The 21,716-nt window shown below is 60.4% G+C and carries 21 protein-coding genes and 1 riboswitch; of the genes, 15 read left to right on the top strand and 6 right to left on the bottom strand.

Translation table 11 applies throughout. The features are described from left to right. Window positions 1-15 precede the first annotated feature (15 nt). Window positions 16-432, bottom strand: a complete 417-nt coding sequence (locus ACYZTS_RS24300; RefSeq protein ID WP_028621683.1) for an OsmC family protein — start codon at window positions 430-432, stop codon at window positions 16-18. A gap of 168 nt (window positions 433-600) precedes the next feature. On the opposite strand from ACYZTS_RS24300, the gene ACYZTS_RS24295 reads away from it, so the two are divergent. The 3 genes from ACYZTS_RS24295 to ACYZTS_RS24285 all read left to right on the top strand — a co-directional run bounded on the left by ACYZTS_RS24295 (window position 601) and on the right by ACYZTS_RS24285 (window position 4,314). Next, complete coding sequence (locus ACYZTS_RS24295) at window positions 601-1,608, top strand: amidohydrolase family protein (RefSeq protein WP_028621682.1); 1,008 nt, start codon at window positions 601-603, stop codon at window positions 1,606-1,608. Window positions 1,609-1,762: 154 nt separating this feature from the next. Continuing rightward, complete coding sequence (locus tag ACYZTS_RS24290; RefSeq protein WP_461992621.1) at window positions 1,763-3,139, top strand: pyridoxal-phosphate dependent enzyme; 1,377 nt, start codon at window positions 1,763-1,765, stop codon at window positions 3,137-3,139. Further along, a complete protein-coding gene (locus ACYZTS_RS24285; RefSeq protein ID WP_461992619.1) occupies window positions 3,136-4,314 on the top strand; it encodes a cystathionine gamma-synthase in 1,179 nt (392 codons plus the stop codon). Before ACYZTS_RS24290 ends, ACYZTS_RS24285 begins: the two co-directional genes overlap by 4 nt. Before the next feature lie 555 nt (window positions 4,315-4,869). On the opposite strand, the gene ACYZTS_RS24280 is transcribed toward ACYZTS_RS24285, so the two are convergent. Genes ACYZTS_RS24280 through purM form a run of 3 tightly spaced genes read right to left on the bottom strand, consistent with a single transcriptional unit; the run spans window position 4,870 to window position 7,300 of the window. Next, the gene (locus ACYZTS_RS24280; RefSeq protein WP_028621679.1) at window positions 4,870-5,583 is read right to left on the bottom strand and encodes a DUF3108 domain-containing protein; all 714 of its coding nucleotides are present in this window, start codon (window positions 5,581-5,583) and stop codon (window positions 4,870-4,872) included. A gap of 8 nt (window positions 5,584-5,591) precedes the next feature. Beyond that, on the bottom strand, window positions 5,592-6,242 hold the full coding sequence (purN, locus tag ACYZTS_RS24275) for a phosphoribosylglycinamide formyltransferase (RefSeq protein WP_461992617.1): 651 nt from the start codon (window positions 6,240-6,242) through the stop codon (window positions 5,592-5,594). After that, entirely contained in the window at window positions 6,242-7,300 is a 1,059-nt protein-coding gene (gene purM / locus ACYZTS_RS24270) for a phosphoribosylformylglycinamidine cyclo-ligase (RefSeq protein ID WP_028621677.1), read from the bottom strand. Before purM ends, purN begins: the two co-directional genes overlap by 1 nt. Window positions 7,301-7,681: 381 nt before the next feature. Between purM and ACYZTS_RS24265 the strand changes: the two genes are divergently transcribed. From ACYZTS_RS24265 to ACYZTS_RS24240, 6 genes are all read left to right on the top strand, one after another. Then, complete coding sequence (locus tag ACYZTS_RS24265) at window positions 7,682-8,740, top strand: DUF2066 domain-containing protein (RefSeq protein WP_461992614.1); 1,059 nt, start codon at window positions 7,682-7,684, stop codon at window positions 8,738-8,740. A 33-nt stretch (window positions 8,741-8,773) separates the two neighbouring features. Further along, the gene (locus tag ACYZTS_RS24260; protein WP_028621675.1) at window positions 8,774-9,847 is read left to right on the top strand and encodes an AI-2E family transporter; all 1,074 of its coding nucleotides are present in this window, start codon (window positions 8,774-8,776) and stop codon (window positions 9,845-9,847) included. Window positions 9,848-10,075: 228 nt separating this feature from the next. After that, complete coding sequence (gene hda / locus ACYZTS_RS24255) at window positions 10,076-10,780, top strand: DnaA regulatory inactivator Hda (protein ID WP_010456804.1); 705 nt, start codon at window positions 10,076-10,078, stop codon at window positions 10,778-10,780. 211 nt (window positions 10,781-10,991) lie between these two features. Further along, window positions 10,992-11,633 (top strand): C40 family peptidase, encoded by a 642-nt coding sequence (locus tag ACYZTS_RS24250; RefSeq protein ID WP_461992612.1) that lies wholly within the window; start codon window positions 10,992-10,994, stop codon window positions 11,631-11,633. 218 nt (window positions 11,634-11,851) lie between these two features. Continuing rightward, window positions 11,852-12,391, top strand: coding sequence for a C40 family peptidase (locus tag ACYZTS_RS24245; RefSeq protein WP_028621673.1), 540 nt, complete (start codon window positions 11,852-11,854; stop codon window positions 12,389-12,391). 15 nt (window positions 12,392-12,406) lie between these two features. Further along, window positions 12,407-13,060 (top strand): O-methyltransferase, encoded by a 654-nt coding sequence (locus tag ACYZTS_RS24240; protein WP_461992610.1) that lies wholly within the window; start codon window positions 12,407-12,409, stop codon window positions 13,058-13,060. Window positions 13,061-13,253: 193 nt separating this feature from the next. Here the strand turns inward: ACYZTS_RS24240 and ACYZTS_RS24235 are convergent, their stop codons facing one another. Together ACYZTS_RS24235 and ACYZTS_RS24230 are read right to left on the bottom strand one after the other, a co-directional pair. After that, entirely contained in the window at window positions 13,254-14,567 is a 1,314-nt protein-coding gene (locus tag ACYZTS_RS24235; protein ID WP_461992608.1) for a PQQ-dependent sugar dehydrogenase, read from the bottom strand. Window positions 14,568-14,635: 68 nt separating this feature from the next. Further along, window positions 14,636-15,220 carry a hypothetical protein gene (locus ACYZTS_RS24230; RefSeq protein WP_461992606.1) on the bottom strand — a complete coding sequence of 195 codons (585 nt, stop codon included), beginning with the start codon at window positions 15,218-15,220 and terminating at the stop codon, window positions 14,636-14,638. 155 nt (window positions 15,221-15,375) lie between these two features. Further along, window positions 15,376-15,609, top strand: a riboswitch (cobalamin riboswitch). Between the two features lie 81 nt (window positions 15,610-15,690). Between ACYZTS_RS24230 and cobO the strand changes: the two genes are divergently transcribed. Genes cobO through ACYZTS_RS24200 form a run of 6 tightly spaced genes read left to right on the top strand, consistent with a single transcriptional unit; the run spans window position 15,691 to window position 21,684 of the window. Beyond that, window positions 15,691-16,302 (top strand): cob(I)yrinic acid a,c-diamide adenosyltransferase, encoded by a 612-nt coding sequence (gene cobO, locus ACYZTS_RS24225; protein WP_461992604.1) that lies wholly within the window; start codon window positions 15,691-15,693, stop codon window positions 16,300-16,302. Further along, a complete protein-coding gene (locus ACYZTS_RS24220; protein ID WP_461992602.1) occupies window positions 16,299-17,699 on the top strand; it encodes a cobyrinate a,c-diamide synthase in 1,401 nt (466 codons plus the stop codon). The genes cobO and ACYZTS_RS24220 overlap by 4 nt, the downstream gene beginning before the upstream one ends. Next, on the top strand, window positions 17,696-18,346 hold the full coding sequence (gene bluB, locus ACYZTS_RS24215) for a 5,6-dimethylbenzimidazole synthase (RefSeq protein WP_461992600.1): 651 nt from the start codon (window positions 17,696-17,698) through the stop codon (window positions 18,344-18,346). Before ACYZTS_RS24220 ends, bluB begins: the two co-directional genes overlap by 4 nt. Beyond that, window positions 18,343-19,251 carry an adenosylcobinamide-phosphate synthase CbiB gene (gene cbiB / locus ACYZTS_RS24210; RefSeq protein ID WP_028621666.1) on the top strand — a complete coding sequence of 303 codons (909 nt, stop codon included), beginning with the start codon at window positions 18,343-18,345 and terminating at the stop codon, window positions 19,249-19,251. Before bluB ends, cbiB begins: the two co-directional genes overlap by 4 nt. After that, window positions 19,244-20,236 (top strand): threonine-phosphate decarboxylase CobD, encoded by a 993-nt coding sequence (gene cobD, locus ACYZTS_RS24205; RefSeq protein ID WP_461992598.1) that lies wholly within the window; start codon window positions 19,244-19,246, stop codon window positions 20,234-20,236. The genes cbiB and cobD overlap by 8 nt, the downstream gene beginning before the upstream one ends. Continuing rightward, window positions 20,233-21,684 (top strand): cobyric acid synthase, encoded by a 1,452-nt coding sequence (locus tag ACYZTS_RS24200; RefSeq protein WP_028621664.1) that lies wholly within the window; start codon window positions 20,233-20,235, stop codon window positions 21,682-21,684. The genes cobD and ACYZTS_RS24200 overlap by 4 nt, the downstream gene beginning before the upstream one ends. Window positions 21,685-21,716: the final 32 nt, after the last annotated feature.

Genomic DNA, 21,716 nt, shown 5'->3' with positions numbered 1-21,716 from the left:
GCCCGGACGTTGCCGCTATTGGCTGAAGGCGCCCTCGGACAAATGAGTTTCAATGCTGACGTCGGTAGTGGTCATCAGCTTGTGGATAGGGCAGCGGTCGGCCACGCGGTGCAATTCATCGCGCTGAGCATCGGTGAGCACACCTTTCAAAGTCAGCTTGACGTGCAGGGCGTATTTGCCTTTCTGTTCTTCGCTGTTATCACGTTTGACTTCGACGGTGACGCCGGTCAGCGGGATGTCCTTCTTCTTGGCGTACATCTTCAGGGTCAGCGCTTTGCAGGCGCCCAGTGCGGCATCGAAATAATCGTGCGGCTCCGGTGCCGAGCCCTCACCGCCTGCGGTGGTAGGGGCGTCGGTAAACAGTTCGTGCTCATCGATCTGCACGCTGTGACGAAGACCTTCGGCGGTTACGGTGTTGACGGTGACAGTCATGTGAAACCTCGCAGGATGTAGGAAAACGATCGATGTTGAGCGCGCGCGGTGGCTGGGCGCCCTGAAGTTATAGAGCATTCTCACGCAACCGCGTTCCAAGGGTTTGTATCGGTGAACCCTCAATGGGGCGGCGGGGTCTACGCTGTTCCTGACTTTCGGAGATCGCCCGTGCCCCTGATTCGCTCCAGTGTTGCCTGCCTGTTGGCTTTTTGCTGCGCGAATGCCAGCGCCCGCGAATACGCCTACAGCGATGCGCACCTGCATTATGTGGATTTTTTCCAGGAAAGCGCCGGCATGCCGAAATTACTCACGGCGATGAAGGAAAATCGCATCGAGCATGTAATGATTTCCGGCATTCCGGTGGCGAAGAAATGGCACGAAGATGAACCCAAGCGCCCGCGTTATTACGCCGGTGATGACGCCGATGCCTATTGGTACAGTGCGACGGACGTGATTGTCGCCGCCGCAGTGAACAAACTGACTCCCGAACAGCGCCCGTATTTTCACCCGTTCCTGTCTGGCTTCAATCCCAACGACAAAAACTCTGCCGCGCACATCCAGCGCATGCTCGATCTCAATCCCGGGCTATGGCAGGGCATCGGCGAAGTGTTCACCCGCCACGACGACTTGACCGCTCTGACGTCCGGCGACACGCCACGGGCGAATAACGAAGCGATGACGCGGATCTACCACCTTGCTGCCGAAAACGATTTGCCGGTGATGGTGCATTCTAATATCACCTCCAAGCGTGAGCGCAATCCGCTGTACCTGGCAGAAATCGAAGAGCCGCTACGCAATCATCCGCACACCCGTTTTATCTGGGCGCACGCCGGCACCAGTGCGGAGATTCACCGGCACCAGACTCAGCTGGATTTTCTGCTGCCGACGCTGACCCGCATGCTTGAGGCCTATCCCAATCTGTTTATCGACCTGTCTTGGAGCATGCTCACGCCTTACCTGCTGGACGAGCAGGGCACGCCACGCAAAGAGTGGCTGAGCCTGGTAGAGCGTTTCCCTGAGCGCTTCATGCTCGGCTCGGACGTAGTAGGACGATTCAACAAGCTCGGTCAGGAACTGCACAGCTTCAAACCGTTTCTTGATGCTTTGCCTGAGGAAGTCGCGCGAAAAGTCGCGCGGGATAATTTCCTTGCGGTCCTGCCGCGCACGGTGCGCTGACACGGCCCGTTGATCCACTGGCTGGCTCGCGACGGTTGCGGGGGTCGTCATCCGGGCCTATGGTCCAAACGAGGTATTGCCGGCGACACGTACTGGATGGCGGGTCGTTGGGTTCAGTCCATCCAGTGCGGATTCTCCGCAGCGAGGTGACGCCATGCCGAATGATTTACGCCCCGCAGTGCTCGAACTGATCGGCAACACGCCACTGGTTCGGGTCAATCGTTTTGACACCGGTCCGTGTACGCTGTTTCTCAAACTCGAATCACAGAACCCCGGTGGATCGATCAAGGATCGCATCGGGCTGGCGATGATTGATGCCGCCGAACGCGACGGTCGCCTGCGGCCCGGCGGCACCATCGTCGAAGCGACGGCCGGCAACACCGGTCTTGGCCTGGCGCTGGTCGGCCGCGCCAAGGGTTACCGGGTGGTGCTGGTGGTGCCGGATAAAATGTCGACTGAAAAAATCCTGCACTTGAAAGCCATGGGTGCCGAGGTTCATATCACCCGATCCGATGTCGGCAAGGGCCATCCCGAGTATTACCAGGATGTGGCGGCGCGCCTGGCGGAAGATATTCCCGACTCGTTTTTCGCCGATCAATTCAACAACCCGGCCAACCCGCTGGCTCATGAATGCAGCACTGCGCCGGAGATCTGGGCGCAAACTCAACACGACGTGGATGCCATCGTCGTCGGCGTGGGGTCGGCGGGCACGTTGACCGGGCTCACCCGTTTTTTCAGCCGTGTGCAGCCAGATCTGGAAATGGTCCTGGCTGATCCGGTCGGTTCGGTGATGGCCGAATACAGCCGCAGCGGCACCGTCGGTAAACCCGGGTCGTGGGCGGTTGAAGGCATTGGCGAAGACTTCATCCCCTCGATTGCCGACCTGTCCAGCGTGCGCCACGCCTATTCGATCAGCGATGAAGAAAGCTTCGATCACGCCCGTCAGCTGCTGCGCGCCGAAGGCATTCTCGGCGGTTCGTCGACCGGTACCTTGCTGGCGGCGGCGTTGCGCTATTGCCGCGAACAAACCGAACCGAAGCGGGTGGTGAGTTTTGTCTGCGACACCGGCACCCGTTACCTGTCGAAGGTCTACAACGACCAGTGGATGAACGATCAAGGCCTGCTGCAGTACAAGCATTACGGTGATTTGCGCGATTTGATCGCGCGACGTTTCGAGGACGGCAGGGTGATCAGTGTCGGCCCGGACGATACGTTGCTCACGGCCTTCCAGCGCATGCGCCTGGCAGATGTTTCGCAACTGCCGGTACTGGAAAACGGCCAGCGCCTGGTCGGGGTTATCGACGAGTCGGACATTTTGCTCGGCATGCAGGAGGACGCTTCGCACTTTCGCATGAGCGTCGCCAGCGCGATGACCGACAAGGTCCAGACCCTGCCGCCCGGCGCCAGCCTGTCGCGGCTGCAGGCTGAACTCGACCGCGGCCTGGTGGCGATCATTGCCGATTCTTCGGGTTTTCATGGCTTGATTACCCGGGTCGACCTGCTCAATCACTTAAGGAGATCGCTGGCATGAGTCAACACGACGAAACCGGCGCACCGCGCGCATTTGCCACCCGGGTGATTCACGCCGGGCAAGTGCCGGACCCGACCACCGGGGCGCTGATGCCGCCGATCTACGCCAACTCCACCTACCTGCAACAAAGCCCCGGTGTGCACAAGGGGTTTGACTACGGGCGCTCGCATAACCCGACGCGTTTTGCGCTGGAGCGATGCGTGGCGGATCTGGAAGGTGGCACTCAGGCGTTTGCCTTCGCGTCCGGGCTGGCGGCGATTGCCAATGTGCTGGAACTGCTCGATGCCGGCGCGCACGTCGTGTCGGGCAATGATTTGTATGGCGGCACCTTTCGGTTGTTCGACAAAGTGCGTAAGCACAGCGCCGGGCATCGCTTCAGCTTTGTCGACCTGACCGATTTGTCTGCCTTCGAAGCGGCGCTGCAGGAGGACACGCGGATGGTCTGGGTCGAGACGCCGAGCAATCCCTTGCTCAGCCTCACCGACCTCGCCGCCGTCGCGCGCATTTGCCGTGATCGCGGGATTATCTGCGTGGCCGACAACACCTTCGCCAGCCCTTGGATCCAGCGACCGCTGGAGCTCGGTTTTGACATCGTTGTGCATTCGACCACTAAGTATTTGAACGGTCACTCCGATGTAATTGGCGGTATTGCGGTGGTCGGGCAGAACGCCGATTTGGCCGAGCGGTTGGGTTTTTTGCAGAATTCGGTCGGGGCGATTGCCGGGCCGTTTGATGCGTTTCTGACATTGCGCGGGGTGAAGACGGTGGCGCTGCGCATGGAGCGCCATTGCAGCAATGCGCTAGAGCTGGCGCAGTGGCTGGAGCTTCAGCCGCAGGTGTCGCGGGTTTATTACCCAGGGCTGGCGTCGCATCCGCAGCATGAGCTGGCGCGGCGGCAGATGCGCGGTTTCGGTGGGATGATTTCCATTGATCTGAACAGCGATCTGGCCGGGGCGCGGCGGTTTCTTGAGGCCGTGGAGATTTTCGCGTTGGCGGAGAGTTTGGGTGGGGTGGAGAGTTTGATCGAGCATCCGGCGATCATGACGCATGCCAGTATTCCGCCTGAAACGCGGGCGCAGCTGGGGATTGGTGATGGGCTGGTGCGGATGTCGGTGGGGGTTGAGGATGTTGAGGATTTGAGATCGGATTTGGCGCGGGCGTTGGGGCGGATCTGAGTTTTCGGTTGGAGTGGGGTCCTATTCCGTCTGCTATGTCATGGCTGATATCGGGTCCGCTTATACAGCCATCTCTTTTCAAGGCCTTTGTTGATGATCGTTCCCAGCCTGGCTAACCGTCAGGCCGGCTATCAGGCCGCCTCGGCGGCTGTGGCTGTTAGCGCACCGTCGGGAGGCTGAGTGGAGGTTCTGCGCAGTGGGCAACCCGGCAAGGATGCCGGGTTAGCTGCCGCCGGCCATGGATGGCCGATGGCAGCGTGCCCACGGAGCAGGGCCGGAGCGAAGGCATGGCGAGCCTAAGCGAGCCACCGGACGTCAGGGGCAAGAGCACTTGGTTACTTGGTGTCGGGCCGCGCAGGCTTTTCCAAGTGACTCGCTGTAAGAGCGAAACAAATACAAGCCGTCACGGCAAAAATGGATATGTACACCAAGAAAATCTCAAGCGCCTAAATGTCAGCTATCGCGAGCAAGCTTGCTCCTACAGTGGACCAAGAACATTCGCGAGGATCAGGCCGAACCGAACACCCACAGCGACATCATCAGCGAAGCGGCCACTCAGCTACCTTTTACAGCCTTCCCGTTAACAGTCCCATCAAGCAGCATGATGTTGTACTCCTTCCCATCCGTCTCAACCTGCTGCAAACGAACCAACAGATAATCCCAATCCTTGGCAAACCACAGCACGGTAGTGCGCTTGCTTTGAGTCGGATCCCGTACTCGCTCAACCTTGATCGCATCGATCTGGCCAGCCTTGGTATCGACTTTCTCCGAACCCAGCACACGGAAGTCATAAGTGTCGATTTCACCATCATCGACGACCTGATAACTCATGCTCTTCTTGCCAGCGGCCACGTCATGTTGCAGCGCCAACTGATAAGTGGATTTGTCGACCATGCCGCGATTCAGCGGGATCTTGACCGCGTCGCCGCGATCGGTACCGGTGACCATCTTGTTGGTCCAGTCGAAATCCAAGTCAGCCTTCTTGGCTTTACCCAGGCCGCCACGCTCGAAGTGATAGGACTGAGGCAGCAGAGCGTCCTTGTCGACGGTCAGAGTGCTTTCTTCGGTGAGGCTGGCGATCATCATCGACGCCTTGAAGCTGAGCTTCCAGACACCGTTGGCTTCCTTGGTCAGGCTGCGCTCGGCGGTGCCGCTCATGGGCAGCTGTTTCCAGTCGGCGGTGTAGCTGGCGGAGAAAGGTTGAAGGTCTGCAGCCTGCGCAAAAGGCAGGGCGAGCAGGGCGCAAGCGAGGAGCAGGGCGCGACGCATAATATCTCCTAGATTCGAATCAAGTGGCCGCTGGGCGCAAGTAACTTGCCATCCAGTAAAGCACCATCCTCGCCGAGCGATAAACGACCCTCGGCAAACCAGCGCACAGCCATCGGGTAGATCAGGTGTTCCTGGGTGTGGACTCGTTGCGCCAGACTCTGCGGCGAATCCTGCAACTCTACCGGTATTACTGCCTGTACGACCAGTGGTCCGCCATCGAGTTCCTCGGTGACGAAGTGCACGGAGCAGCCATGTTCAGTGTCACCGGCCTCCAGCGCACGCTGGTGGGTGTGTAACCCTTTGTATTTGGGCAGCAGCGAGGGATGGATGTTAAGCAGGCGGCCCGCGTAATGGCGCACGAAGTCAGCGCTGAGAATGCGCATGAATCCGGCCAGGACCACGAGTTTGGGGTTGAAGGCGTCAATCAGTTCGATCAGCGCGGCATCGAAGGCCTCGCGGCCTTCAAACGCTTTGTGATCCAGGGAGCGGGTTTCGATGCCCGCATCCCTGGCGCGTTGCAGGCCGTAAGCGTCGGCGCGGTTGGAAATCACCGCAGCGATGCGAACCGGGCTGTTGCCGGTCCGCGTGCTGTCGATCAAGGCCTGCAAGTTACTGCCGGTGCCGGACAACAGCACCACGACATCACAAGTTGCTGGCATCAGTGAGCCTTAAGGTTCTTCAGCTCGACCTGAGCCGCGCCTTCGGCAGCAGTGGAAATCTGGCCGATCACCCAAGGCTGCTCGCCGGCTTCACGCAGTACGTTCAGCGCAGTTTCAACGTGCTCCTGAGCCACGCAGATAACCATGCCGACGCCGCAGTTGAGTACACGGTGCATTTCGTTTTCGTCGACATTGCCTTGCTCTTGCAGCCAGTCGAACACGGCAGGGCGGGTCCAGCTTGCGACATCAACCACCGCTTGTGCGCCTTTTGGCAGAACACGCGGGATGTTGTCGAGCAGGCCGCCACCGGTGATGTGTGCCATGGCCTTGACCGCGCCGGTTTCCTTGATCAGCTTGAGCAGCGGCTTCACGTAGATACGGGTCGGGGCCATCAGCAGGTCGGTCAGCGGCTTGCCGTCGAGCTGGATGTTTTCGATGTCGGCGCCTGCCACTTCGATGATCTTGCGGATCAGCGAGTAACCGTTGGAGTGCGGGCCGGAAGACGGCAGGGCGAGCAGGGCATCGCCGGCAGCGACTTTCGAGCCGTCGATGATTTCGGATTTTTCCACGACGCCAACGCAGAAGCCGGCCAGGTCGTAGTCTTCGCCTTCGTACATGCCCGGCATTTCAGCGGTTTCGCCGCCGACCAGGGAGCAGCCGGACAATTCGCAGCCAGCACCGATGCCGGTCACGACCTGGGTCGCGGTCTCAACGTTGAGTTTGCCGGTGGCGTAGTAATCGAGGAAGAACAGTGGCTCGGCGCCGCAAACCACCAGGTCGTTCACGCACATGGCAACCAGGTCGATGCCGATGCTGTCGTGCTTGTTCAGGTTCAGCGCCAGACGCAGCTTGGTGCCCACGCCGTCGGTGCCGGAAACCAGCACAGGCTGTTTGTAGCCGGCCGGGATTTCGCAGAGGGCGCCGAAACCGCCCAGGCCGCCCATGACTTCCGGGCGCGCAGTGCGCTTGGCGACGCTCTTGATGCGTTCGACCAATGCTTCACCGGCGTCGATGTCTACACCGGCGTCCTTGTAGCTCAGGGAGGGTTGCTTGCTCATGATCCAGGCCTTTAGGGGGGATTCAGGGGTAACGACCAGGTCCAGTGGGACCGCCGAAACAGACGAAGGCAGCTGCCATGCGCGCATTTCAGGGTGCCCGGCTATTGCCGGTCTGCGAAGGCGCGCGATTTTATCAGGCTTGAGGGACAGCGGCCATCCTCACGCCGACGGCAGGGACATATCCGCTCAAAAAAAGCTTCAGGGTGCGAGCGGTTTGCAATGCTTAAGGCGGTATAAGGTGACGCCATTACCGTCTATCGTTAGGGCAGTGCGAAAACTTACCCGGGACGTGTGAATGTTTTGCGCGGGGCGATGGTCACAGCCTTGCTCGATTGTCTTCACGCGGCCTGTTCCAGCCGCCCTTGTCGTCAGGAATCTTCCATGCGTTTTTCCGGATTGTTGTTTGCAGGATGTTTGTCCCTGATCAGCCTGGCCAGTCAGGCAGAAACCGTTAAAGGCCTTTATCAAGTGCGCGAGCCTGTCAGCAGTCAGGCGCCCGAAGAGCGTACCCAGGCAACCCAGCGAGCGCTGGAAACGCTGGTAACGCGTCTGACCGGCGATCCCAAGGCCGCACAGAATCCGGGCCTGGCCGCGATTCAGAAAGATCCGCAGCAGATCATCAGTCAATACGGTTTTGAAGCCGGGCCGCCGGAGGTACTGAAAGTCGACTTCGATCCGGCATCTACCCAGGCAGCCTTGCGTCGCGCCGGCTTGTCGCTGTGGGGCGCGAATCGGCCGTCGATCCTGAGCTGGTGGTTGAATGATTCCACCGAAGGCTCGAGCCTGGTGGGCGACGGTCAGGCCAGTGCCGCGCCGCTGCGTCGGGCGGCTCAGCATCGTGGTTTGCCGCTGCGTTTGCCGCTGGCCGACCTGAGTGAGCAGTTGGTGGCCACTGCGCCAAATCTGGAAGGCGCCGACCCTGCACCGTTGCGCGATGCATCAGACCGTTACAATGCCGACGCCTTGCTGGCGGTGCATGCCCGCGAGGAGGGCGGTCAGTGGCAGGCGAAATGGCAACTGTGGCTCGGCGACAAGAAGGAGGCGGGCAGTGTTGAGGGCGCGGATCAGGCTGCGCTGGCCGATGCGGTCATGCTGGCCGTCAATCAACGCCTCGCGCCGCGTTTTGTGGTCAAGCCGGGAGCCAGCGGCGAGCAACTGCTGGAAGTGCAGGGCATGAATCTTGAGCGTTATGCCACACTGGGCCGCTTGCTCGAACCGTTTCGTGGGCGCCTGCAAAGTGTTGACGGCGACCGAATTCTTTATCGGGTCAATGGCAGTGCCGAGCAGCTGCGAGCGCAACTGTCACTGGCAAAACTGCTGGAAGTGCCTGCCGGTGAAGTACCTGCGCCAGTCGCACCGGTTCAGCCCGTGGACGGCAGTACCGCACCTGTCCAAGCGCCAGCCCCGGTGGTGACGCCGCAATTGCGTTTCCGTTGGTAGATTTTCTTTCCTTATATAAAGCAGGAGTTTTACATGGCCGATACGCGGCGTTGGTTTTGGCTCGGTGGGTTGGTCCTGCTTTGCGCATTCCTGTGGCTGTTACATCCGATTCTCACGCCGTTTCTGGTGGCGCTGCTGCTGGCCTACATGTTCGACCCGCTGGTGGATCGTCTGGAAAAGGCCGGTTTGTCCCGCACATGGTCGGTGGTGGCAGTGTTCGCGCTGATCACGCTGATCTTTACCGCGCTGTTGCTGGTGCTGGTGCCGATGCTCGCCAAGCAGTTAATCCGTTTGTACGAGCTGGCGCCTCAGATGCTCGACTGGTTGCAGCACAGCGCGTTGCCTTGGGCCCAGTCTAAGTTTGGTCTGTCGGATGGTTTCTGGAAGTTCGACAAGCTCAAGGCTGCCATCAGCGAACACATGGGGCAGACCACCGACATTGTGGGTGTGGTGCTGAGTCAGGCGACGGCTTCGGGCCTGGCGTTGATCGGCTGGCTGGCTAACCTGGTGCTGATCCCGGTGGTGGCCTTTTATCTGCTGCGGGACTGGGACCTCATGATGGCCAAGATCCGCAGCCTGCTGCCGCGCGACCGGGAAGAGCGGATCGTCACATTGGCCGGCGAATGTCATGAAGTACTGGGCGCGTTCATACGCGGGCAGTTGCTGGTGATGGTGGCCCTGGGCATCATTTACGCAGCGGGCTTGATGATTGTTGGCCTGGAGCTTGGGTTGTTGATCGGACTGATCGCCGGGCTCGCGGCAATCGTGCCGTACATGGGCTTTGTCATCGGCATCGGCGCGGCATTGATTGCCGGCCTGTTCCAGTTCGGTGGCGACCTCTATCCAATGATCGGCATCGTTGCGGTATTCATGGTGGGTCAGGCGCTGGAAGGGATGGTGCTGACGCCTTTGCTGGTCGGCGACCGCATCGGCCTGCACCCGGTAGCAGTGATTTTCGCGATACTGGCCGGTGGTGAATTGTTCGGATTCACCGGCGTATTGCTCGCACTGCCAGTGGCTGCAGTGATCATGGTGCTGGTGCGTCATGTGCATGATTTGTACAAGGATTCGGAAATGTACAGCGGTGCCGAGGATCCTAAACTGTAAGGTCGTTCGGTAGTGATAACAGGCCAGTCCGGTTGATTGACGGGCTGGTCTGAACGCTTGCGGTGTTACCCTGACACCGCCAATGAAACGGTCACCAAACCGCAGCAATTACGCAAACCATTGATTTTGCTTGTGGTCTGTCGCATTGTGCGGCCAGCTTCACGGGTATAAACTTCGCAAACTTTACACAGAGGCCACTAACGGTTCCCTTGGAACTGTTCAGTCAGGATGAAACCGATTCAGCTGCCCTTAGGTGTGCGTCTGCGTGACGACGCAACCTTTATCAACTACTACCCAGGCGCCAATGCCGCTGCACTCGGCTATGTCGAGCGGCTTTGCGAAGCCGACGCCGGTTGGACCGAGAGCCTGATTTATCTCTGGGGCAAGGACGGGGTAGGGCGCACGCATCTGTTGCAGGCCGCCTGCCTGCGTTTCGAACAGTTGGGTGAACCGGCGGTGTACTTGCCGCTGGCTGAGTTACTGGATCGCGGCATCAGCATTCTCGACAACCTCGAACAGTACGAACTGGTGTGCCTGGATGACCTGCAGGCGGTTGCCGGTCGTGCAGATTGGGAAGAGGCATTGTTCCATCTGTTCAACCGACTGCGCGACAGCGGTCGGCGTCTGCTGATCGCGGCATCGACTTCACCAAGGGAGTTGCCAGTGAAGCTGGCGGACCTCAAATCCCGCCTGACTTTGGCGCTGATCTTCCAGATGCGCCCCCTCTCCGACGAAGACAAATTGCGTGCGCTGCAGCTGCGCGCATCCCGTCGCGGACTGCATCTGACCGACGAAGTGGGGCATTTCATTTTGACCCGTGGAACTCGCAGCATGAGTGCGCTGTTCGAGCTGCTGGAGCGACTCGACCAAGCGTCACTTCAAGCTCAGCGCAAGCTGACCATCCCGTTTCTGAAAGAAACTTTAGGCTGGTAAAAGCAGAATTTTGCGTGGGATCGGCAGTTTTCAGACGTCAAAAAGCCCGCTTTCCTACAGGTTATAGGCTGCGAACGGTCTAAATTGGGGATTCGCGCTTAGATGTTGAGCCGGAACAGGGAAGTCACATAAAGTTCGATTGAATTTGCAAATGAGGATGATAGCGGGCATAGTCGCGGCTTCTTCACCTCTCTCAGCCACGGTCGTGCCCATGCTAAATCGCTTCGCACCCCTCGTGCCTCTCGCACTCGTTACCCTTCTGTTCGGTTGCGCCGCCCATACTCCAGTGGTCGAGCAGGCGCCTCAGCAGCAGGTTAGAAACTCGGTTACAGCCCAGTCGTCTTCGATACTTTTCCAGCGCGAACTGGACCAGCAAGAGCTCGCGACCGACAAGGAACTGGCGACCTTTGCCGACGGCAAGTCTTACCAGCTTCCGGTTCTGGCTGACAGCATCCTTGAACGCGGCATGTCCCTGATCGGTACCCGTTACCGTTTCGGCGGAACCTCCGAGGCCGGGTTCGATTGCAGCGGCTTCATTGGCTACCTGTTTCGCGAAGAAGCCGGGCTGAATCTGCCACGTTCAACTCGTGAAATGATCAACGTTGATGCGCCGCTGGTTTCGCGCGGCAACCTCAAGCCGGGTGATCTGCTGTTCTTCGCGACCAACGGTCGTCGCGGCCGTGTCAGTCACGCCGGGATCTACCTGGGTGACAATCAGTTTATCCACTCCAGCAGCCGCCGCAGTGGTGGTGTCCGGGTCGACAGCCTGGGTGACAGCTACTGGAGCAAGACTTTCATCGAGGCCAAACGCGCACTCGCAATGGCCCCTACCGTGGTCACTGCGCGCAAATAAGTGTCTAGAATCGCCACTCCGGTGGCGAGCAACGCCTCTCTGCAACGGAGTAGGCGGACACTTTGTAAGGCGAAGTTAAAGTCTTACTTGAAGTTTGCCGCGTAGCCGCTAGAATCCGATCTATTATTAATGGCAAACCGCCTGCGCCTCGCGTTGGCGGTTTTGTTTTCTGCCATTACGGTGGAAAAAAGCCGCAGCCAGATCAGGATGTTCTGCCCATGACCATGTCGGCCCGCCTCGCAATCATGATCTTCGCCGCGCTGCTGAGCGCCTGCGCCAGCCGCACACCGCCGCCGCCCGCGCCGGTGGTTCGCGCGCCCATCGTCTTCGCTCCGGCGCAGGATTTTTCACCCGAAGCTCAGGACGTGCTGTTCCGAGCGTTGGGCCTTGTCGGCACACCTTATCGCTGGGGCGGCAACACCCCGGACTCAGGTTTCGATTGCAGCGGGCTGATAGGTTACGTCTACCGTGACGTCACCGGCATCGCCCTGCCGCGCACCACCCGCGAGATGATCAGCATGCAAGCCGCCAGTGTCGGCAAGGAAGGCCTGCAGACCGGTGACCTGATTTTCTTCGCCACCAACGGCGGCTCACAAGTCAGCCACGCCGGGATCTATGTCGGCGAAGGCCGCTTTGTGCATGCGCCCGCCACGGGCGGGACGGTGAAGCTCGATAGCTTGTCGAAAGCTTACTGGCAGAAAGCCTACCTCAGCGCCAAGCGCGTTTTGCAACCTGAGCACCTGGCGCGCAACCCTTAACCGTCAGAGGTTGTCATGACCGCTCGCACGCTCAACCTCGACGATTCCCTTTATCAATACCTGCTCGACGTTTCCCTGAGGGAAACGCCGTTGCTCAAGCGTCTGCGCGACGAAACCCAGGCGATGCCCATGGCCCGCTGGCAGGTGGCGCCGGAGCAGGGACAATTTCTCGCGTTGCTGGTAAAACTGATCGGAGCCAAGCGTGTGTTGGAAGTCGGCACCTTCACCGGCTACAGCGCGCTGTGCATGGCGGCAGCGCTGCCGGAGGACGGCTCGCTGATTTGCTGTGACATGCCAGGGGATTACAACGACATCGCGGAGCGTTACTGGCAGGAAGCCGGACTGGACGCTCGAATCGACCTACGCCTCGCGCCGGCGCTGCAAACGCTGGGTCAGATCGACAAGCCCGAGCATTTCGATCTGATCTTCATCGACGCCGACAAAGCCAATTACCCAAGCTACCTGGAACACGCGTTGCGCTTGCTGCGCGTCGGCGGTCTGGCGATATTCGACAATACGCTGTGGAGCGGGAGAGTGCTTGAAGCGAATCCCGAGAGTGCGGACACCCGCGCCATTCAGGCGCTCAATCTGGCTTTGAAGAATGATGCGCGGGTTGATTTGTCACTGTTGCCGCTGGGCGATGGTTTGACGTTGTGCCGGAAGCGGTAGAGCGCAGCGCCTGTGTTAGCGAGTCTGCTCGCGAGAGCGGACTGAATGCTGGCATTGATGGTGCGCTACTGACGCCATCGCTGGCAGGCCAGCTCCCACAAGAATGACCTGTGACAACTGGCGCAGCCTGCGTCTGATCGCGGCCCGAGCCGGACGCAGGCTTCTACGGTTTTATGCTATGGCGCACACCGAGTTACTTGGCCGCCGACACCCGCCAAACCTTATTCCCCACATCATCCGCTACCAACAGCCCGCCCTGCTGATCCACCACTACGCCCACCGGCCGGCCCATGGCTTTCTCATCGTCATTAAGAAAACCGGTCAGCACATCAATTGGCTGCCCGGTCGGTTTGCCCGCAGCAAACGGCACGAAAATCACCTTGTAGCCACTGTGCGGCTTGCGGTTCCAAGAACCATGCTGACCGATGAAAGCGCCTTCCTTGAACTGCGCCGGCAGCTCGTTGCCCTCTGCAAACGTCAAACCCAGCGAAGCTGTATGCGGGCCAACCGCATAATCCGGGGCGATCGCCTTGGCCACTAAATCAGGATTCTGCGGTGTCACGCGCACATCCACATGCTGGCCGTAATAGCTATAAGGCCAGCCGTAGAATCCTCCGTCCTTCACCGAAGTGATGTAATCCGGGACCAGATCGCTGCCGATCTCATCCCGCTCATTCACCGCCGTCCACAACGCGCCGCTCTGTGGCTCCCAGGCCAAACCGTTCGGATTGCGAATGCCGGAAGCGAAAATCCGATGGTTGCCCGTGGCCCGATCAACTTCCCAAATCGCCGCGCGACCTTCTTCCTGATCCATGCCGTTCTCGCCGACATTGCTGTTGGAACCCACCGTCACGTACAACTTGCTGCCGTCCTTGCTGGCGATGACATTCTTGGTCCAGTGATGATTCAACTTGCCGCCCGGCAAATCGACGATTTTGATCGGCTGCGACTTGATCGCCGTCTCGCCCGCTTCGTAATGGAAACGCAGCAAGCGATCCGTGTCCGCGACGTACAGGTCAGTACCAACCAGCGTCATGCCAAAAGGAGAGCTGAGGTTTTCCAGAAACACCGTGCGTGTTTCGGCAACGCCATCGTGATCGGCATCGCGCAACAGAGAGATTCGATTCGCGCTGGGCACGCCGGCACCGGCGCGGCCCATGACTTTCTCGGTGACCCAGCCTTTGATGCCTTTGCTGTCGTCAGGCTTGGACGGTGCATTGGTTTCGGCCACCAGTACGTCGCCATTGGGCAGCACGTAGAGCCAGCGCGGGTGATCCAGGCCTTCGGCAAACGCCGCGACTTGGGTTCCCGCTGCCGGAACCGGTTTGGCTCCTTCGGGCCACCCGATCGCGGGCGCGATGTTCACAGTCGGTATCAGGGTCTTGTTCGGTTCCGGCAATTTTGGCGATGGCCCGGTGCCATCGGACACCTGCAGCGTGGAGGTTTCGCCGCAGGCCGCAAGCCCTCCGGCGAGTACGATGACGAGAGCGAGTTGGGGCTTGCGCATGCTGATCTTCCCTATGAATGCAGTGGCTTGATCAGTAGAGAAGCGCAAACCCGCGATGGTTCAACCGATCAGCCACGCGCTTCCTTGAGGAGCAGGGCGATGCCGGGGTGATAGTTGCCGGCCTCATTGTGCAACTTGCGGTAGGCGTACGGGAAATACCAGGCGACGGCGCAGGTGTGTTCCTTCTGCAAATCGTCGACCATGTCCTGGAGCTCTTCCGGGGTGGCGCTGTGCTGGGATTTTTGCGGCGCTACGAACAGGCAGCCGAGTTTCAGATCGCTGGCGTAGCTGATTTTCCTCGCCTCGCTGGTGATATCGGCCAATGCCTGTGTCAGGTTCAAGCTGTTGACCTTCGGCCAGCGTTGTGAGGCCTGAATGAAGGCACGCTCTTCGCTGGTGGCAATCAGCAAGTCGGCGCGAGCGTTGCGTTCACCTTCTTCATTCTGTTTGCGGGTCGGTGTTTGCTGCAGCGTGACCATTTCCGCCATCCACGCAGCGGCCGAGAGCACGCTGAGGTTGGCTTTTTCGTCATGCCAGTAAGGCGTTTCGTTATCGCCGCGCACGGCGTTGAAACGGTCGATGCAATCGAACCAGCGTTCGAGCGCCGGGCGCAGGAATTCCAGCTTTGGATTGCTGATGATCATGCCTTGCATGTGGCTCACCCTTGTTATTGTAATGTGGCAGATGTGGCTCTTTGATATCACTGCTTGAAGTGTGGCACAAGATCGGCGACAGCAAATGGATCGACGTAAGTTATTTACCCCGCTGCCTCCCGGCTTCAATTGACGCTCCACCCCCAACCCTCTAACCTTCGCCGCTTGTTTCAGGTGCTCTGTGGCCGTGGCCGACAGGGTGAAACAGGGAAACCGGTGAGTGCGCTCTTCCAGTACATGGGAAGCCACAATCCCGGCGCTGCCCCCGCAACGGTAAATGAGTAAACACTGCGTCTTGAGCCACTGTGTCGATTGTCGACATGGGAAGGCGCGCAGTCAGGCGAACGCCGCTCATGAGCCCGGAGACCGGCCTGATTCATCCAACGGCATCACGGTGGGCGATGCCAGGCTTTTTGCCGTCTATTCTTGTGTCTGCCCGCCGTTATCCAGTCTCAACGGAGAGCTCCCCCATGACCGATTACCCTGATCGTGACGAACGTCATCTGGCGCGCATGTTGCGCAAAAAAGCCGTGATCGACGAACGCATCGCCAATTCCCCCAACGAATGCGGCCTGCTGCTGGTGCTGACCGGCAATGGCAAAGGCAAAAGCAGTTCGGCGTTCGGCATGCTCGCACGGTCGATGGGCCACGGCATGCAGTGCGGCGTGGTGCAGTTCATCAAGGGGCGCAACTGTACCGGTGAGGAAATGTTCTTCCGGCGCTTCCCGGAACAGGTCCGCTTTCATGTGATGGGCGAGGGCTTCACTTGGGAAACCCAGGACCGCCAGCGGGACATCGCCGCCGCCGAAGCCGCGTGGGAAGTCTCTTGCGAACTGCTGCGCGATCCGTCGATTGGCCTGGTGGTGCTCGACGAATTGAACATCGCGCTGAAGCATGGCTACCTCGATCTCGATCAGGTGCTCAGCGACCTGCAAGCGCGACCACCGATGCAACACGTAGTGGTCACCGGTCGGGGTGCAAAACCGGAGATGATCGAACTGGCCGACACCGTCACTGAAATGGGTGTGATCAAACATGCTTTCCAGGCCGGGATCAAAGCGCAAAAAGGCGTAGAGCTGTGAACCAGCCACGTCATTGCCCGGCGGTATTGATTGCCGCGCCGGCTTCCGGCCAAGGCAAGACCACCGTCACCGCCGCGCTGGCCCGGTTGCACCGCAATCAGGGGCGCACGGTACGCGTGTTCAAATGCGGACCGGACTTTCTCGACCCGATGATTCTCGAACGCGCCAGCGGCGCGCCGGTGTATCAATTGGACATGTGGATGGTTGGCGAGCAAGAAAGTCGCCGACTGTTGTGGGAAGCCGCCGCCGAAGCCGACCTGATTCTGATCGAAGGCGTCATGGGGCTATTCGACGGTACGCCGTCCAGCGCCGACCTGGCGCGACACTTTGGTGTGCCGGTGCTCGCCGTCATTGACGGCACGGCGATGGCGCAGACCTTCGGTGCCCTGGCGTTAGGGCTGGCGAAATACCAGCCGGATCTGCCGTTCGCCGGCGTCCTGGCCAATCGCGTCGGCACCCTGCGTCACGCGCAATTGCTGGAAGGCAGTCTGACCGAAGGTTTGCGCTGGTACGGCGCTTTGTCCCGCGAGACCGGGATCGAATTGCCAAGTCGCCATCTCGGCCTGGTCCAGGCCAGTGAATTGAACGATCTCGATGTGCGCCTCGATGCGGCGGCCAACGCGCTGGCCAGCAGTTGCGAAGTGGCGCTGCCACCGCTGGTGGAATTCGCCGCGCCAGACGTTATCGCTGTCGAGCCATTGCTGGCCGGCGTGCGGATTGCGGTGGCGCATGACGAAGCGTTTGCGTTCACCTACGGTGCAAGCCTGGATGTGCTGCGGGCCATGGGCGCCGAGCTGCTGTTTTTCTCGCCGATCCGAGATGCCGATCTGCCCGAAGCGGACAGCCTTTATCTGCCCGGTGGCTACCCGGAATTGCACCATGTAGCGTTGTCGCAGAACACCTCGATGCTGGAGGCCATTCGCGCCCATCACGCGGCGGGCAAACCGCTGCTGGCCGAATGTGGCGGCATGTTGTATCTGCTCGACTCGCTGACCGATGTCGAAGGCACTCGCGCTGAACTGGTCGGGTTACTGCGCGGCGATGCGGTGATGCAAAAGCGCCTCGCCGCGCTGGCCTTGCAAGCGGTCGAGCTGCCGGAAGGCCTCTTGCGTGGCCACACCTACCATCACTCGCTGACCTCCACCGAACTTGAGCCGATTGCCCGCGGGCTGAGCCCCAATGGCGGGCGCGGGGCGGAGGCGGTGTACCGCGAAGGGCGAATGACGGCTTCGTACGTGCACTTTTATTTTCCGTCGAATCTTTCAGCGGCTGCCGCGTTGTTCGCGCCCGACCTTAAGGACGCCTTCGCGAGCAGGCTCGCTCTCACAGTTGAAGATATGTTGCCTGAAGAAACTCGTTCCACTGTAGGAGCGAGCCTGCTCGCGAAGGGGCCATGAGCGACAACGCCTTCACTCAGGCAGAGCGCGAGGCCGTCTACAAAGCCATCGCCGAACGCCGCGACATGCGCCATTTCACCGGCGGCACCGTCGAGCCCGAACTCCTGCAACGCCTGCTCGAAGCCGCTCATCACGCGCCAAGCGTCGGCCTGATGCAGCCCTGGCGCTTCATCCGCATCAGCGATAAAGCGTTGCGCGGTGAGATCCGCCAACTGGTAGAAGCAGAGCGCATCCGCACCGCCGAAGCCCTCGGCGAGCGCAGCGACGACTTCATGAAACTCAAAGTCGAAGGTATTAATGACTGCGCCGAAGTACTGGTCGCGGCGCTGATGGACGACCGCGAGCGACACATATTCGGCCGTCGCACGCTGCCGGAAATGGACATGGCCTCGCTGTCCTGCGCAATCCAGAACCTGTGGCTGGCGTCCCGTGCCGAAGGGTTGGGCATGGGCTGGGTGTCCTTGTTCGAGCCGCAGGCACTGGCGGATCTGCTGGGCATGCCGGCCGGCGCGAAACCGCTGGCGGTGATTTGCCTGGGCCCGGTCGAGGCATTCTATCCGGCGCCGATGCTGGTACTCGAAGGCTGGGCGCAAGCGCGTCCGCTGAGCGAAATGCTCTATGAAAATTATTGGGGAGTGGGGCAATGAGTGTGGCGTTATTGAGTGTCGCCGCGGTTGCGCTGGATGCGCTGCTGGGCGAACCGAAACGCTGGCATCCGCTGGTGGCGTTCGGCCGTTTTGCCGATCGCATCGAGCGCCGTTTCAACGGTGAAGGTCGCGGCTGGCGCAGTCATGGCGTTACCGCGTGGGTGATCGCAGTGGTGCCGCTGACGTTGCTGGCCACGGCGTTTTCCTGGGCGCCTTACATCGGCTGGATGATCGAAATTGCGCTGCTGTATTGCGCGCTCGGCATGCGCAGCCTTGGTGAGCATGTCGAGCCGGTCGCGAAAGCGTTGCGCAGCGATGACCTCGATGAAGCGCGCAGGCGGGTCGGTTATCTGGTCAGCCGCCAGACCAGCGAGCTGGATAAAACCGAAGTCGCCCGCGCCGCCACCGAGTCGGTCCTGGAAAATGGCAGCGACGCGGTGTTCGCCGCACTGTTCTGGTTTGCCGTGGCCGGTGCACCCGGCGTGGTGCTGTATCGCTTGAGCAATACGCTTGATGCGATGTGGGGTTATCGCAACGAACGCTTCGAGCGCTTCGGCTGGGCGGCCGCGAAGATCGACGACGTGCTCAACTACATTCCTGCCCGCCTGGTGGCGTTGACCTACGCACTGCTGGGTAAAACCCGACTCGCGCTGAAATGCTGGCGCACCCAAGCGCCGCAGTGGGACAGTCCGAATGCCGGTCCGGTGATGGCCGCAGGCGCCGGTGCATTGGGGGTCGAACTGGGCGGGGCGGCGATTTATCACGGTGAGTTGCATCAGCGCCCGCAACTGGGCGAAGGCGTGCTGGCGGACGCCGATTCGATTGATCGTGGCTGGCAATTGGTCCAGCGCGGGGTATGGTTATGGCTGCTGATTCTCTGCGTCGGAGCTGAATTTTATGCTTGAACACGGTGGACGCTTGCGCCAGGCCGCGCTCGAATACGGCATCGCCGAAGGCGAGTGGCTGGACCTCTCGAGCGGGCTCGCGCCCTGGCCTTTTCCTGTCCCGGAAATTCCCCTGCGCGCGTGGGCACGCTTGCCGGAAATCGACGATGGCCTGGAGCAGGCAGCTTGCGACTATTACGGCGCCGCACACTTGCTGCCGGTGGCCGGCTCACAGATGGCGATTCAATTGCTCCCGCGCTTGCGCCGCGTCGGCAAGGTCGGTGTGTTGTCGCCGTGCTACGCCGAACATGCCGAAGCCTGGCGCCGCAGCGGTTACATCGTGCGTGAGGTGCTGGAGCAGGAAGTCGATTTCTATATCGATAACCTCGACGTACTGGTGGTGGTCAACCCGAATAATCCCACCGGTTTGAGCCTGCCTCCGAGCCGACTGCTCGGCTGGCACACAAAAATGGCGCAACGCGGTGGCTGGCTGGTCGTCGACGAAGCGTTCATGGACAACACGCCGCAGTTGAGCCTGGCGCCTTTTGCCCATTTGGTCGGTTTGATCGTGCTGCGTTCGTTCGGCAAGTTTTTCGGCTTGGCCGGGGTGCGTCTGGGCTTTGTGCTGGCTGAACGCAAATTGCTCAGATTGCTCGCCGAACAGGTGGGGCCCTGGGCCGTCAGCGGGCCCACTCGCGTCATCGGTCAGGCCTGTCTGCTCGACACCGACGGCCACGCACGCCAACGCCTGCGCACCGAAGAAGCCAGTGAGCGGTTGCGGCAGTTGCTGGAAAAATCCGGCTTCCCTGCGCAGGGCGGCTGCGCGTTATTTCAATGGGTGGTCACCGACCGTGCCGAGCAGCTGCACGACTTCATGGCCCGGCGCGGCATTCTCTTGCGACTGTTCATCCACAGCAGCAGCGTCCGTTTTGGTCTGCCCGCTGACGATTGCGATTGGCAGCGCCTTGAGCAAGCATTTATGGCGTTCAACAAGGAAACCCGATGACCACGTTGATGGTGCAGGGCACCACTTCCGATGCCGGCAAAAGCACACTGGTGACGGCATTGTGTCGCTGGGTCACGCGCCAAGGCGTGCGGGTGGTGCCGTTCAAGCCGCAGAACATGGCACTCAACAGTGCCGTGACCGCAGACGGTGGCGAGATCGGTCGCGCGCAAGCAGTGCAGGCGCAGGCGGCTTTTTTGCCGCCGCACACCGACATGAACCCGGTGCTGCTCAAGCCCAACAGTGACACCGGCGCGCAAGTGATCATTCATGGTCGCGCGGTCACGACGATGAACGCGGTCGCTTATCACGACTACAAAACCATCGCCATGCAAGCGGTGCTGGCGTCCCATGAACGGCTGAGCGCAGCCTATCCAGTGGTGATGGTCGAAGGCGCAGGCTCGCCGGCGGAAATCAACCTGCGCGCTGGTGACATCGCCAACATGGGTTTTGCTGAAGCGGTGGATTGCCCTGTGGTCCTGATCGCCGACATTAACCGTGGCGGCGTTTTTGCCCATCTGGTCGGCACGCTGGAGCTGCTGTCGACAAGCGAACAGGCGCGGGTCAAAGGCTTCATCATCAACCGTTTTCGCGGCGACATCGCGCTGCTGCAGCCAGGTCTCGACTGGCTTGAAGCGCGCACCGGCAAACCGGTGATTGGCGTCTTGCCCTACGTGATGGACCTGCATCTGGAAGCCGAGGATGGCATTGATCAGCGCCAGACCGGCAAGGTCGAGCACGTTCTCAAAGTCGTGGTGCCGGTGCTGCCGCGCATCAGCAACCACACCGATTTCGATCCGCTGCGCCTGCATCCGCAAGTCGATCTGCAATTCGTCGGCCCCGGTCAGGCGATTCCATCCGCCGACCTGATTATTCTGCCCGGCTCGAAGAGCGTGCGCAGTGACCTCGCTTTTTTGCGCGCCAACGGCTGGGAAACCGCGATCGCCCGTCACTTGCGCTACGGCGGAAAATTGCTGGGGATTTGCGGCGGTCTGCAAATGCTTGGCCTGCAGGTGCACGACCCGCTGGGACTGGAGGGCGCGCCGGGTTCGAGTGCCGGTTTGGGTTTGCTGGCGTTCGAAACCCGACTCGAGCAAGAAAAACAATTACGCAATGTGCGCGGGCGTCTGGCGCTGGAAGATGCGCCGGTCAGTGGCTATGAAATTCATGCCGGCGTCACGACCGGGCCGGCGCTGGAGAATGCCGCCGTGCAGCTGGACGATGGCCGTTGCGATGGCGCGCAAAGTGCCGACGGGCAGATTTTTGGTACGTACTTGCATGGGCTGTTCGAATCGCCGCAGGCGTGCAGCGCGCTGTTGCGCTGGGCCGGCTTGCAGGACGTGCAGGAGGTCGATTACCACGCTCTGCGCGAGCGCGATATCGAGCGATTGGCGGATCTGGTGGAACAGCATCTGGATACCCGGCTGCTGCGGGAGCTGTGTGGGATTTGAGGTGCTTTCCAGAATGCCATCGCCAGCAGGCT

The organism is Pseudomonas sp. TMB3-21 (assembly GCF_054898145.1).
The sequence above is the reverse complement of the archived record's forward strand: the minus strand, read 5'-3'. Positions and strand labels throughout refer to the sequence as shown.

What these genes read in the sequence shown, in the direction of transcription:
- ACYZTS_RS24300 (WP_028621683.1), bottom strand. Translation starts at nt 432, where the DNA reads ATGACTGTCACCGTCAACACCGTAACCGCCGAAGGTCTTCGTCACAGC.
- ACYZTS_RS24290 (WP_461992621.1), top strand. Translation starts at nt 1,763, where the DNA reads ATGCCGAATGATTTACGCCCCGCAGTGCTCGAACTGATCGGCAACACG.
- ACYZTS_RS24285 (WP_461992619.1), top strand. Translation starts at nt 3,136, where the DNA reads ATGAGTCAACACGACGAAACCGGCGCACCGCGCGCATTTGCCACCCGG.
- ACYZTS_RS24280 (WP_028621679.1), bottom strand. Translation starts at nt 5,583, where the DNA reads ATGCGTCGCGCCCTGCTCCTCGCTTGCGCCCTGCTCGCCCTGCCTTTT.
- purN (WP_461992617.1), bottom strand. Translation starts at nt 6,242, where the DNA reads ATGCCAGCAACTTGTGATGTCGTGGTGCTGTTGTCCGGCACCGGCAGT.
- purM (WP_028621677.1), bottom strand. Translation starts at nt 7,300, where the DNA reads ATGAGCAAGCAACCCTCCCTGAGCTACAAGGACGCCGGTGTAGACATC.
- ACYZTS_RS24265 (WP_461992614.1), top strand. Translation starts at nt 7,682, where the DNA reads ATGCGTTTTTCCGGATTGTTGTTTGCAGGATGTTTGTCCCTGATCAGC.
- ACYZTS_RS24260 (WP_028621675.1), top strand. Translation starts at nt 8,774, where the DNA reads ATGGCCGATACGCGGCGTTGGTTTTGGCTCGGTGGGTTGGTCCTGCTT.
- hda (WP_010456804.1), top strand. Translation starts at nt 10,076, where the DNA reads ATGAAACCGATTCAGCTGCCCTTAGGTGTGCGTCTGCGTGACGACGCA.
- ACYZTS_RS24250 (WP_461992612.1), top strand. Translation starts at nt 10,992, where the DNA reads ATGCTAAATCGCTTCGCACCCCTCGTGCCTCTCGCACTCGTTACCCTT.
- ACYZTS_RS24245 (WP_028621673.1), top strand. Translation starts at nt 11,852, where the DNA reads ATGACCATGTCGGCCCGCCTCGCAATCATGATCTTCGCCGCGCTGCTG.
- ACYZTS_RS24240 (WP_461992610.1), top strand. Translation starts at nt 12,407, where the DNA reads ATGACCGCTCGCACGCTCAACCTCGACGATTCCCTTTATCAATACCTG.
- ACYZTS_RS24235 (WP_461992608.1), bottom strand. Translation starts at nt 14,567, where the DNA reads ATGCGCAAGCCCCAACTCGCTCTCGTCATCGTACTCGCCGGAGGGCTT.
- ACYZTS_RS24230 (WP_461992606.1), bottom strand. Translation starts at nt 15,220, where the DNA reads ATGCAAGGCATGATCATCAGCAATCCAAAGCTGGAATTCCTGCGCCCG.
- cobO (WP_461992604.1), top strand. Translation starts at nt 15,691, where the DNA reads ATGACCGATTACCCTGATCGTGACGAACGTCATCTGGCGCGCATGTTG.
- bluB (WP_461992600.1), top strand. Translation starts at nt 17,696, where the DNA reads ATGAGCGACAACGCCTTCACTCAGGCAGAGCGCGAGGCCGTCTACAAA.
- cbiB (WP_028621666.1), top strand. Translation starts at nt 18,343, where the DNA reads ATGAGTGTGGCGTTATTGAGTGTCGCCGCGGTTGCGCTGGATGCGCTG.
- cobD (WP_461992598.1), top strand. Translation starts at nt 19,244, where the DNA reads ATGCTTGAACACGGTGGACGCTTGCGCCAGGCCGCGCTCGAATACGGC.
- ACYZTS_RS24200 (WP_028621664.1), top strand. Translation starts at nt 20,233, where the DNA reads ATGACCACGTTGATGGTGCAGGGCACCACTTCCGATGCCGGCAAAAGC.